This is a genomic window from Streptomyces regalis (genome assembly GCF_001509475.1).
In the GTDB taxonomy this organism is placed as follows: domain Bacteria; phylum Actinomycetota; class Actinomycetes; order Streptomycetales; family Streptomycetaceae; genus Streptomyces; species Streptomyces regalis.
The window spans coordinates 17,122-28,678 of sequence record NZ_LLZG01000176.1 but is presented as its reverse complement, the minus strand read 5'-3'; the positions used below and the strand labels follow the sequence as shown (position 1 = coordinate 28,678).

Here is an 11,557-nt window from a genome sequence, read left to right as displayed (position 1 = left end):
ACTGAAAGGCAATGCCCCCTTGGAACGTGCAAGACCACGCCCCAGCCGCCGACGCCTCCTCCAAGGCACCGCCCTCGCCGCCGTCCCGTATGTTCTCCTCCCCGAACGACCGGCCGGTGCGCACGTCCCGGCACCGGACTACCCCCTCGCCGAGTGGCGACCGGCGAGCGCCGCCAGCTACACGGGGGCGAACCGCCCCACGACCCACCCGGTCGACCGGGTGATCATCCACGTGACACAGACCACCTACCGCAAAACCCTGTTCGTCTTCGAGAACCCCAGGAAGAAAGTGTCCGCCCACTACGTCGTCCGGTCAGCGGACGGACACACGTCCCAGTGCGTCCGCGAGGGGGACATCGCCTGGCACGCCGGGGACTGGGACCACAATGCGCGCAGCATCGGCATCGAGCACGAGGGTTGGGTGGACGAATCCGCCTACTTCACCGATGTCCTGTACGAGAAGTCGGCCCGGCTGACGGCGGCGATCTGCGAAAAGTACGGCATCCCGAAGGACCGGGAGCACATCATCGGGCACTACGAGGTGCCGGGCACCGATCACACCGATCCCGGTCCGCACTGGGACTGGTCGCGCTACATACGGCTCGTCAACTCGGCCTGAGACCGGCCGCGCCCGCCCGAACCGGTGTGCCCTGTTCAGGTGTCCCCCGTCGAAATTCAGGTGTCCCCCGTCGAAAAGGTTGTCCGCCCGCGTACCCGGAGTGACGATGTCCCCAGCCGCATCGCCTTCCGGGAGGCCCAGTTGACCGATCCGTGGGTGGCCCTGGAGCCGGGAGCCGACCCCGCCGAGCGTGTCCGGGTACTGCGTCGTGCGCATGAGACGTTCACCGAGGTGGGCACCGTGCCGCAGCCGGTGCGTGCCGTGGTGGCCGACTCGTGGCGGCGTTCCGCGCGGGCCGGTGTCGGTCCGGACGGGACCGCGTGCGTGGAACTGGCGGACGGAGATCTCGGCGCCTATCGCGCGGAGCATCCGCTGGCGCGGGTGATGCCGCTGTTCCGGGAGCTGCTGGGTACGTTCGCCGCCGACGGCGAGCATCTGCTCGCGGTGTGCGACGCGCACGGCAGGCTGCTGTGGGTCGAGGGCCATCCGACGACCCGGCGGAGAGCGGTAGGGATGAACTTCGTGCCGGGTGCGCGGTGGGCGGAGACCGCGGTCGGGACGAACGCACCGGGCACGGCGGTCGCCGTGGACCGGCCGGTGCAGGTGTTCGCCGCCGAGCACTTCATCCGGCAGGTACAGCCCTGGACCTGCGCGGCGGCGCCGGTGCACGATCCGCGCACCGGGCGGGTGCTCGGGGCGGTGGACATCACCGGCGGCGACGGGCTCGCGCATCCGCACAGCCTGGGGTTCGTGCAGGCGGTCGCGCGTGCCGCGGAGTCCCATCTGGCGCTGCTCGCCCCGCCGGTGCCCGCGTCCGACACGCCGGAGCTGTCCGCGCTGGGCCGCGACGAGGCGCAGTTGCTCAGAGGCGGCCGCCGGATCAGGCTCAGTCGCCGGCACAGCGAGATCCTGGTGCTGCTGGCGCGCCACCCGGAGGGCCTGACCGGCGACGAGTTGCTGTGCGCGCTGTACGAGGACGAGTCGGTGACGCCGGTGACACTGCGCGCCGAACTGGCCCGCCTGCGCCGGATACTCGGCCCCGGGCTGCTCGGCTCGCGGCCCTACCGGCTCACGGTGCCGGTCGAGTCGGACGTGGCGGTCGTCGAGCGTCGTCTGGAAACCGGTGCGGTCACGGGCGCGGCAGCGGCGTATACCGGCCCGCTGCTGCCCGGTTCCCAGGCACCGGCGGTGGTGCGGCTCAGGCGCCGCCTCGCCGACGGCCTCCGTACGGCGTTGATCGCCCGCCGCGACCCCGACCTGCTGGCCGACTGGGCGCACGCGCCGTGGGGCGAGGACGACCTCGACGTCTGGCGGGCGCTCGCCGCGGTGCGTCCGACGGCGGCGGTGCGGTCGCGGCTGGCCGCGCTGGAGTCCGAACTGTCCGCCCCGTCCGCACTGTCCGCACGGCCCGCACTGTCCGCACGGCCCTCACGGCCCGCCTGGGAGCGCCGACCGCAGCGCTGACCGACCCCTCTGCCCGCGCAACGTACTTGCAACCTCGCCGTCCCTAGCCTCGCGCCGAGAGCTGCCCAACGGCGGGCAGCGCTTCTGCAGGGAGGCAGACCAGCATGACCCGTTACGCGGCGCCCGGCACCGACGGCGCGATCGTCTCCTACCAGGCGCGCTACGACCACTTCATCGGCGGTGAGTACGTGCCGCCGATCCGGGGGCAGTACTTCGAGAACCCCTCGCCGGTGAACGGGCAGCCGTTCACCGAGATCGCGCGGGGCACGGCGGAGGACGTGGAGCGAGCGCTCGACGCGGCGCACGCGGCCGCCCCCGCGTGGGGCAGGACGTCGGTGACCGAGCGCTCCGACATCCTGCTCAAGATCGCCGACCGCATGGCGGCCAACCTGGAGCAGCTGGCGGTCGCCGAGAGCTGGGAGAACGGCAAGCCGGTGCGCGAGACGCTGGCCGCCGACATCCCGCTGGCCATCGACCACTTCCGCTACTTCGCCGGAGCGATCCGCGCCCAGGAGGGCTCGCTCGGTGAGGTCGACGACGACACGGTGGCGTACCACTTCCACGAGCCGTTGGGCGTGGTCGCGCAGATCATCCCGTGGAACTTCCCGATCCTCATGGCGACGTGGAAGCTCGCCCCGGCGCTGGCCGCGGGCAACGCCGTCGTGCTCAAGCCGGCCGAGCAGACCCCGGCGTCCATCCACTACTGGCTCGGACTGGTCGCCGACCTGCTGCCACCGGGGGTCGTGAACATCGTCAACGGCTTCGGCGTGGAGGCGGGCAAGCCACTGGCGTCCAGCTCCCGGGTGGCCAAAGTGGCGTTCACCGGCGAGACGACGACCGGCCGGTTGATCATGCAGTACGCCTCGGAGAACATCACCCCGGTCACCCTCGAACTCGGCGGCAAGTCACCGAACATCTTCTTCAACGACGTCTGGGGGGCCGACGACGACTTCCGGGACAAGGCGCTCGAGGGCTTCACGATGTTCGCGCTCAACCAGGGCGAGGTGTGCACCTGCCCGTCCCGGGCACTCGTCCAGCGCGGCCGGTACGCCGAGTTCATGGAGGCGGCCGTCGCCCGCACCGAGCAGATCAAGACCGGCCACCCGCTCGACACGGACACGATGATCGGCGCGCAGGCCTCCAACGACCAGTTGGAGAAGATCCTCTCCTACCTGGACATCGGCCGGCAGGAAGGCGCCAAGGTCCTCACGGGCGGCGAACGCATCGAGCACGAAGGCGAATTGAAGGGCGGCTACTACGTCCAGCCGACCATCTTCGAGGGCGACAACCGCATGCGGATCTTCCAGGAGGAGATCTTCGGGCCGGTCGTCTCGGTCACGTCCTTCGACGACTTCGACGACGCCATCAAGATCGCCAACGACACGCTGTACGGCCTCGGCGCGGGCGTGTGGACGCGGGACATCAACACGGCGTACCGCGCGGGCCGCGCCATCCAGGCGGGCCGGGTGTGGACGAACTGCTACCACGCCTACCCGGCGCACGCGGCGTTCGGCGGCTACAAGGGCTCGGGCATCGGCCGTGAGACGCACAAGATGATGCTGGAGCACTATCAGCAGACCAAGAACTTGCTGGTGTCGTACTCGCCGAAGAAGCTGGGCTTCTTCTAGAGGGCACACCAAAAGGCGCCTGACCTGGTCTTTTACCCGTCAGGCGCCTTACGCTCGGCCCGCTCAGCACAGGGCCCGGTTCATGTCATGACTCCCAGTTCCGCGACTACGCCCTGTCAGACCCGGATGAGGAGGCCGACCCGATCCTGGCACTCGGACCGTCCGACGCCCAAACCGGGGAGGTCATCGCAGGCACCGCGCGCGGGCGCGTGCAAAGACGGCCTGGCATATGCAGCAGGGAACGCTTCCGGCGAGGTATGCACCTTCTTGCCTGACGCCCCGCCTACCGCATCCACCCTTGTCCTGCACGCCACGCCCCGGTCCTGCTCAAGAGCAGGACCGGCGGGAACAGGAGGAGTCCGCTGACGAGAGCGGGGAAGAGCCCGTTGAGGAACATCAGTGGTACACGTCCCACCTTTATAGCGGGGTGAACACCCTGGCTCTGGACGCCTCTTCCGGAATGCTGGCTCCGGGAGCGAGGCCGGAGAGATCGCACTCATCTCACCTCACACCCATCACGGTGCGATGCTGCGCCAGTTCGGGACGTGGGATGGGCAGGGCATGTTCATGGTGGTCGCGTCTGCCGCGGTGGGCCACCTGGTCGATACCGCCGGAGGGCTCCACGGATTCGGCGTGTTCCCGGCCGAGGGGGACGACTCCAACCTCGATATCCGCATGGCAGGCTGCTGCCACCGAGGCCGTGCCGCGTTTGTGGCTCCTAGCTTCAAGGCCCTCGAAATCCACGAACTCAAGCTGAACGCAGGTGACTTCGACCCGAATCTGAGCTTCAATCGCGTCAGCCGTACGCTGACCGGCGCATCCTCGACGATCTCAGCCATGGCGGCTTCCGCAGACGGTAGGCTCATCGCCGCAGGCGGCGGCGACGGCGTTCTGCACTGTTGGCAGGAAGATGACGAACCGGCGGGACGACTCGACCTCCACTCTCCCATCCGCAGCCTTGCGATCGCCGAGGATGGTGTGGTCGTCGCCGCAACCGTCGACCACCTCCTGGCACTGCGCGTCGTCTGACCGACTGTCCTGGCCCGCGTCGGCAGCCCTCTGCACCGGCGCTGTCCCGACGTCGGGACAGCCCACCTTTCCATCAGCGTTGTGCCAGATCAGCAATTCCCTGGAGAAGAGCGAGCTACACCACCCATTTTGGTTTCCGGGCCGGAACCTCAACCCTTGACCAGGGTGCGGCCGAGGAGGGAGAGCAAGCGGTCCCAGTGAAGCCGCAGTGCGGTGGGGTTGAAGGCGTCGGTGTCGGACATGGTGAAGCCGTGGACGGTGCCGGGGTAGATCTCGGAGGTGTAGTCGACACCCGCGGCGTCCAGGGCCTGGTTGAGCTCGCCGAGGGCCTTGGGCGTCAGGTCGCTTTCGGCGTGGCCGAAGTGGACCTGGGCGGTGATCTTGGCGAGGGCGTCGGGCCCGTCCCCGCCCACGGGGCCGTGGAATCCGGCGACGGCAGCCACCTGGCCGGGGTGGGCCGCGGCGGTGCGCATCGCCAGGAGGCCGCCTATGCAGTAGCCGGTCACCGCGACCGGTCCGGCGCTGACCTCGGGCTGGGCAGTGAGGAACCTGAGGTAGGCGTCGGCGTCGCGCAGGACACGTTCGGTGGTGTGCGCCTCGATCAAGGGCATCAGCTGGGCGAAGACCGCGGGCCGTACCTCTTCTCCGATGTACTCGGGAAGTTCGATCACCGGTGCCGGGCCGTGCCGGTAGAAGAGGTTGGGGACGAGAACGTAGTACCCCTGCCCGGCCAGTTCGCGGGCCATCTCCCGCAGCACGGGCCGGATGCCGAAGCCGTCGGCGTACATCAGCACGCCTGGGTGCCGCTCGCCGTGGTCGGGGAGGGCGGCGAAGGCGTCGGCTTGGCCGTCCGCGGTGGGAATCTGCAGCGTCTTGGTGGGCATGAATTCTCCTGTCGTGTTTGATGTGTCGAGCCTGTGATCAATACGACGGAGGCGGAGCCCGCGCAGCAGCGCAAGATCTTTGACCGAACAGCGGGCCCGCACTGGCCCGTACGGCGCTCAGAAGAGCACCGGGTCACCAATCCGTGTGTGGCGCAATGCCGTCCCGGTAGTCATCCCCACAACATAATCCACCGAACAAAGCCGACGCCAACACCTCCAGTCCACAGTGCGGTTCGCGAGCATGATCTCAGCCACCACCTCGGGACTTGAACCCGGTCGACGCGCTGCCCGTGACACCGATACCGATCTTGCGGCTGCACGGTCCTCACTGCACTTCGAAACACTCCCTGGCCTCAACACGCAGGACTTGACGGGGAACGCACCTGGGATGTCAACACGACCATCGCCAATCACGAATCACTCACCCTGCGAGCGCTCTACGACCACGACGCCGAAGGCCACGACATCAAGTGGACCTTCGCGGCCTACGAAACGCCGGTCAGCGACCTCCTGTGGCACGGCACGGCCACGGCCACGGCCTCCGCTCCGACCGCGATCGTGTGTGCCCTGCTGGACTCCCTGGCCACCGAGAACGCGTGGGGCCGCGGTCCATGCACCAGTACGGACTCCACCATGGCCCAGGCGACCCAGCCACTCACCTGTCGGGTCCGCGAATCCGTGAGCACTGCTTGCTGCGGAGACACCGAAATCCGCGCTCAACGCGCACAGGTGACGTTGGCTGATCATGAACAGCGTCTGCCATCGCGGCATCGTCGGTGGTCACGGTCGGTGAAGGCGGTACTCGTCGACGCAAATTTTCGAGCTCGGTCGGCCACCACGCCGGTTCCCGCATACGGTGGTGCCCTTTACTCCGGCTTCGCCTGGTGCTCGCCGGATCGGGCCAGCTCGGTGATCAGGTGCTCCAGCGCGGCGGTGGCGGTGGTGCCGGTGATGGCGACTTCGGGCACGATGTCGCTGGCAGAACGGCGCAGTTCGAGCCATCCGAGGTAGGCGGCGTACGCTGCGACCGCCTGACGCCGGGCTGGGGCGGGGGCCAGGCCCAGGTTGGTGTAGAGGTCGGTGAGGTAGGCGATCCGCCGGTCGGTGACCCGGCGCAGGATCGGGGCGACGGCGGGGTGATCGGCGTGGGCGACGATCGCGGGCTCCAGGCCGTTGATGTCGTGCTGCCCCAGCGCGGTGGTGAATAGGGCCGTCAGTCGCTGCCGGGGGTCGGTGATGTCGCCCAACTCTGAGATCAGGGCAGTGGTGTTGTCCTCCTCCCACACTTCCAGCGCGGCCGTCAACAGTGCATCGCGATCCTTGAAGTGCCAGTAAAAGCTGCCCCGGGTTGTCCCCAGCTCGCCCGCGAGTGCGTTGACCGACACTGCGGCGACTCCGCCGTGTGCCATCGCACGCAGCGCCGCGGTCGACCAGTCCTGGGGTGTGAGGTGCCTTCTCGCCATGCCCGTACAGTACTGTATGGTCATTCCATACAGGGGTGTACGGGCGGAATGGGGGGGCAGCGTGCCGCTGACGAAACTCGCTGGTGGGACGGCCGCGATTGGTCTCGGCGCGGCCGGGGCGCTGCACGGGATCTGGACCTTCTCTCCCTAGCCACTGGCCACGGCTGCGCTCGGGGCGGCAGCCTATGCGACCGCGGCTCAGGCCGAGTTGGTTCCGCAGGTGGGGCCACATCGTTTGGTACGCCAGGGCGTATGGGGCGTCGCCGGCGTGCTGCTGCTGCGAGGTACGGCAGGTCTGGTCTCCTCCAGCCTGACCCGTCGGCCGACCGATTTCACCCGCTGGGACCTGGCGCTGTACTCCCCGCTGTGTCTGACGCTCGGGGGGCTGACGGCATACCTCGCCGTCTCCACCCGCGCCCCTCGCCGCCAAGACCGGCGCCCCGCCATCCGGAGACTCAAGGACCGCAAGAATCGAGGAAGTTGACAATGACCCGATTGATTCCCCGACTGGTAATGGGACTGACAGCAGTGCACTTCGCGGTCGCCCTGATCGCCTCCAGCACCTTCGACGACATGGCCCGCGACGGATTCTGGAACGCTGTCCCCGGAGAACCGCAGCGTGAGTACGAGATGTGGTTCTTCCTCGCTGGGTTCGGCCTCCTCGCCCTGGGCACCCTGAGTGGGCGTATCGTCCGTGACACCGGCAGGCTCCCGGCACAGCTGGGCTGGTATCTGCTCGCCATCGGTGTGCCGCTCCAGATCCTCTATCCCGTATCCGGCGCGCCCGGACTGATCGTGCTTGGGGTGCTGGCCCTGATCGCAACCCGGCGGGACAGCGCGGGGGAAGAGCCGTCGGACACCCTCTCCTAGCAACTACCGACCGTGACAAGTGCTCGTGATCACCCGGAAATGCTCATCCGGTGCTCGTGATCCCCTGGAATTGCTCACGGAATCGCGGAACCTACATCACCGACGCAGACTGGAAGCACACGATCGACGGCCGCTACATCAGATTCCCGCGTGGACCTTCTGGGGCGGCCACGCCGCCCACCAGCCAAACTGGGCGCTGCAGTTGCCCACGCATGCTCGCCGCCGACCGCCCTCCCCGCCGGGCGCAGCCGATGAGCCCCGACCCTGCGCAGATGTCGATGTTCTGGGGGGCTCGGCGCCCTGACCGGCTTCAGGACCTGCGTCCGCCGATCCGCTGCATAATCACCGGCATGAGTGAGGGAAGCCCGCACGACATCCTGGCCCAGGCAGAGCTGTCGGTGCGTGAGTTCACCGACGCAGAAGGTGCACTCACGGAAGTCAAGCAACGGCTCGGCCTCGCGCAGCAGGACGTACTGGAACAGGTCAGACACCCTCGCGAGAAGGTGGAGCCGTCCACGCCCCGCCCCTGATCGGCTTGCTGAGGCACCTGAACTGGTAGCAGCCCGGTATGCACTCCAGGGCGCTCCCGGAGGCTGCCGGCCTCACTCTCAACGACATGCTCGCCGCGATCGGCCCGTGCCCGTCGGGCATTCTGCGTGGCCTGTGGGACGGAGCTGCTGCGCACAAGCCGCTCCTGGAGCCCGAACAAGCACTTGACCGACGCCGGCAGAGAGCTAGAGGCGATCATCCGGGCACTCGGACGGTTCGGCGCGAGGTACATGGCCGACGTCTCCGAGGACGAGGAGTTTCGCAGCCACTGGTTGGCGAGATACGAACGACGTTGACCGCTCCACGATCCCCCGACCTCATCCTCGCAGGTGCCGCCCCCCCCTCGTCCTCGGCGTGCTCACTGGGCAGTTGGAGGTGCCGACGGCTCAGCAGCTGGGGCTGCAAACGGAAGGGGCGACAGCACCGCTGGCGCGGCTCCGGTACCTCGGCCCCCGCGCAACCGGCACGGCCGGTGAAACAGGCGACTTCCCTGCCAGGCCCGGCCAGTCGCAGCAGTAGAGCTCCCTCGCCGCAGTTGGCCATGACCTGCCAGGCTTCACCAGTCCGGACGGGCTCGCGGCGGTCTTCGCGGGTCTGGCTCCGGCACCGCAATGTCCGCCCTGATCCGCGTCCGGCGCCTCAACCAAGCCGCCCCACCCTCAATTTAGCCGGGCAATCGATTGCCCGGCCGGGCGTCAGGCGCGAGGATCACCGAATGCCCGTTGATCCTCACCTGCTCACCGTCTTCACGGTGACCACCATCGTCGCCCTGGTCACGCCAGGGCCGGACATGCTGTTCGTACTCGGATGCGGCATGCGGGGCGGGGCCCGCGCCGGGCTGCTGGCAACCCTCGGGGTGATCACGGGGGACGCGCTGTACGTGGTCGCGGCCGCCGCCGGGCTCGCCGTCCTGCTGACCACGTTCCCGGTCGTGTTCACGGTGCTGAGGTTCGCCGGGGCCGCGTATCTGGTCTACCTCGGTGTCCAGATGATTCGCCGGCGCAAGAATGGCCACGTCGACGTAGCGGCCGCCGGCGCGATGTCGGGAAGGCGCGCGTTCCTCAACGGCGTGGTGTCCTCCGCGGCCAACCCGCAGACGTTCACGTTCATGGTCGCATTCCTGCCCCAGTTCATCGCCCCGGAGGCGGGTCCGGTGTGGGCGCAGTTCGCCGTCCTCGGCGCCGTCCTGATCGTCCTGGAGTTCCTCGCCGACGGGACGGTCGGCGTCCTGGCTGGACGAATCGGCGGCTGGCTGCGCGGACGGCAGGCTGTGCGGCGCCGGGTCGACGCCGCGACCGGGAGCCTGTTCATCGGTCTGGGCGTCCGGCTGGCAGCCGAACACTGATAGGGCAAGGTTCGCTGTGCTCGGTCGGCCGGGCACGAGACCGACCGGTGAGCCCCGACCCGAACATGGCCCCGAAGGCACGACACTGACTCAGCGTCGTCCAGCAAAGGTGGCCGAACTGCAGGTCCTGCACCCGAAGGACGTCAAGGTTCTCGGGCCGGGGCGGCGGGTGTGCCTCAAGCGAGCCGGAGATCCCCGAGGTGATCCAGCCAGCCTGGGTGATGCTCGCTGCTCGGCAGCCTCATCATCCAGTAGCCGTTACGCCGGGTCGATGCGGGAGACGCTGCCACCCAGGTCGAGCACGTACAGCTCGCCATTGCCTCCCTGCGCGAACGAGACGACCTGGCCGCCGTCGACTCCGAGGTTGCTCACGCCGGTCACCTTGCCGTTCTCCATCTGCAGAGTGCGGACGGTGCCGTCGCAGTAGTCGCTGAACACGTACTGCCCCTTGAGGTCCGGGATCGCCTCACCTCGATAGACGTATCCGCCGGTCACCGAGCAGCCCAGCCCGTTGCGGTCGTACTCGTGGATCGGCGGTACGTGGTTCGCGGGCTCCGTGCCGCCCCGGAAGGGATGGTTGCCCTCCATCTGGGACCAGCCGTAGTTCTCGCCGCCCTTGCTGTTTGCCGGGGCCCAGTCGATCTCCTCCCAGGCGTTCTGGCCGACGTCACCGATCAGCAGGTCGCCCGTGCCCGCGTCGAAGGAGAACCGCCACGGGTTGCGCAGCCCGTACGCCCAGATCTCGTCCTTCGCGTTCGGGTCGTCCACGAACGGGTTGTCCGGCGGGATCGCGTACGGCTTGCCGCCGCTCGGGTCGATCCGCAGTAGCTTGCCCAGCAGCGTGTCGAGGTTCTGCCCGTTGCCGTGCGGGTCGCCGCCCGAGCCGCCGTCGCCGAGCGCGATGTAGAGGTAGCCGTCGGGGCCGAACGTGATGTCGCCGCCGTTGTGGTTCGCGTAGGGCTGGGTCTGGGTGAGGACGGTGCGCCGGGTGTCCGGCTGGATCTTCCCGTCCCGCACGGCGAACTCGTCCACGGTGCTGGTGCCTTCGAGGTTCGTGAACGAGATGTAGAAGTGCGCGAACTCCTTGTCGAACGCGACGCCCAGCAGGCCGCGTTCGCCGTTGGTGGTGGTCTCGCTGGATATGTCGATGACGGGCTCGCCGAGCCCCTCATCGTCCAAGACCCTTACCTTGCCTGCGCGTTCGGCTATCCAGACCGTGCCACCGGGACCGGCGGCGCCGGCGGTTGGATTCTGGGCCGTGGCCACTTTCTTGAGCACGACCTTCGCTGCCTGACGTGGGGCGGCGGGCTCGTCGGCAGATGCCGTGGTCAAGGCGAGGGAAGCGACGAGGCAGAGGGTGCCGATGATCGCCGAGCTTCTGGTGCGAACTTTCACCGTGATCCTCCTAGAGGCGGCGAACGGGTGGGCACCCGGCTGCTAGGGGCAGAGTTAGGTGGGTGTCATCCACGCCGGCACGCAACCTGGGGGGTGGGGGGATGGTGCGCTACTGGCCACAGGTGAGGGTACCGGGACAGGAGTTGTTGATATAGACCACCACTCCATCCATTTACCTCCGCTCCACTTCCCGTCGCGCCCTCCACCTCCCCGTTCCCCGGCGCTGTGCTCAGGCGAATGCCCGGCGGCTGCTTGGCAGTGACCGGAGTGCGGCCGCGCGGGCTCGGCTCGGAGGCCGACCGGCTCGGCGA

11 protein-coding genes and 1 pseudogene are annotated in these 11,557 nt (G+C 68.5%); 9 read left to right on the top strand and 3 right to left on the bottom strand.

What is annotated here, in order from left to right; translation table 11 throughout:
- The first annotated feature begins 19 nt into the window (after window positions 1-19).
- The 4 genes from ADL12_RS21020 to ADL12_RS21005 all read left to right on the top strand — a co-directional run bounded on the left by ADL12_RS21020 (window position 20) and on the right by ADL12_RS21005 (window position 4,740).
- Window positions 20-619 carry an N-acetylmuramoyl-L-alanine amidase gene (locus ADL12_RS21020; RefSeq protein WP_062704210.1) on the top strand — a complete coding sequence of 200 codons (600 nt, stop codon included), beginning with the start codon at window positions 20-22 and terminating at the stop codon, window positions 617-619.
- 141 nt (window positions 620-760) lie between these two features.
- Window positions 761-2,083: a GAF domain-containing protein gene (locus ADL12_RS21015; protein WP_062704260.1), complete on the top strand. Its 1,323-nt coding sequence runs from the start codon at window positions 761-763 to the stop codon at window positions 2,081-2,083.
- Window positions 2,084-2,187: 104 nt separating this feature from the next.
- Window positions 2,188-3,711 carry an aldehyde dehydrogenase gene (gene adh / locus ADL12_RS21010; RefSeq protein WP_062704209.1) on the top strand — a complete coding sequence of 508 codons (1,524 nt, stop codon included), beginning with the start codon at window positions 2,188-2,190 and terminating at the stop codon, window positions 3,709-3,711.
- Between the two features lie 525 nt (window positions 3,712-4,236).
- Entirely contained in the window at window positions 4,237-4,740 is a 504-nt protein-coding gene (locus ADL12_RS21005) for a hypothetical protein (protein ID WP_159053236.1), read from the top strand.
- A 149-nt stretch (window positions 4,741-4,889) separates the two neighbouring features.
- Here the strand turns inward: ADL12_RS21005 and ADL12_RS21000 are convergent, their stop codons facing one another.
- Window positions 4,890-5,624, bottom strand: a complete 735-nt coding sequence (locus ADL12_RS21000) for a dienelactone hydrolase family protein (RefSeq protein ID WP_062704207.1) — start codon at window positions 5,622-5,624, stop codon at window positions 4,890-4,892.
- A 402-nt stretch (window positions 5,625-6,026) separates the two neighbouring features.
- On the opposite strand from ADL12_RS21000, the pseudogene ADL12_RS58515 reads away from it, so the two are divergent.
- Window positions 6,027-6,206, top strand: a pseudogene (locus tag ADL12_RS58515) (DUF317 domain-containing protein); the annotation flags it as partial.
- A gap of 284 nt (window positions 6,207-6,490) precedes the next feature.
- Here the strand turns inward: ADL12_RS58515 and ADL12_RS20990 are convergent.
- Window positions 6,491-7,087 (bottom strand): TetR/AcrR family transcriptional regulator, encoded by a 597-nt coding sequence (locus ADL12_RS20990; protein WP_062704205.1) that lies wholly within the window; start codon window positions 7,085-7,087, stop codon window positions 6,491-6,493.
- Window positions 7,088-7,241: 154 nt separating this feature from the next.
- On the opposite strand from ADL12_RS20990, the gene ADL12_RS49250 reads away from it, so the two are divergent.
- From ADL12_RS49250 to ADL12_RS20975, 4 genes are all read left to right on the top strand, one after another.
- Complete coding sequence (locus ADL12_RS49250; protein ID WP_079052183.1) at window positions 7,242-7,571, top strand: DUF3995 domain-containing protein; 330 nt, start codon at window positions 7,242-7,244, stop codon at window positions 7,569-7,571.
- A gap of 2 nt (window positions 7,572-7,573) precedes the next feature.
- Window positions 7,574-7,957, top strand: a complete 384-nt coding sequence (locus tag ADL12_RS20985) for a DUF6463 family protein (protein WP_063806702.1) — start codon at window positions 7,574-7,576, stop codon at window positions 7,955-7,957.
- Window positions 7,958-8,307: 350 nt separating this feature from the next.
- The gene (locus ADL12_RS20980; protein ID WP_062704203.1) at window positions 8,308-8,487 is read left to right on the top strand and encodes a hypothetical protein; all 180 of its coding nucleotides are present in this window, start codon (window positions 8,308-8,310) and stop codon (window positions 8,485-8,487) included.
- Window positions 8,488-9,221: 734 nt separating this feature from the next.
- Window positions 9,222-9,851, top strand: a complete 630-nt coding sequence (locus ADL12_RS20975) for a LysE family translocator (RefSeq protein WP_062704202.1) — start codon at window positions 9,222-9,224, stop codon at window positions 9,849-9,851.
- 258 nt (window positions 9,852-10,109) lie between these two features.
- On the opposite strand, the gene ADL12_RS20970 is transcribed toward ADL12_RS20975, so the two are convergent.
- Window positions 10,110-11,246, bottom strand: a complete 1,137-nt coding sequence (locus tag ADL12_RS20970; protein WP_062704201.1) for a PQQ-dependent sugar dehydrogenase — start codon at window positions 11,244-11,246, stop codon at window positions 10,110-10,112.
- Window positions 11,247-11,557 lie beyond the last annotated feature (311 nt).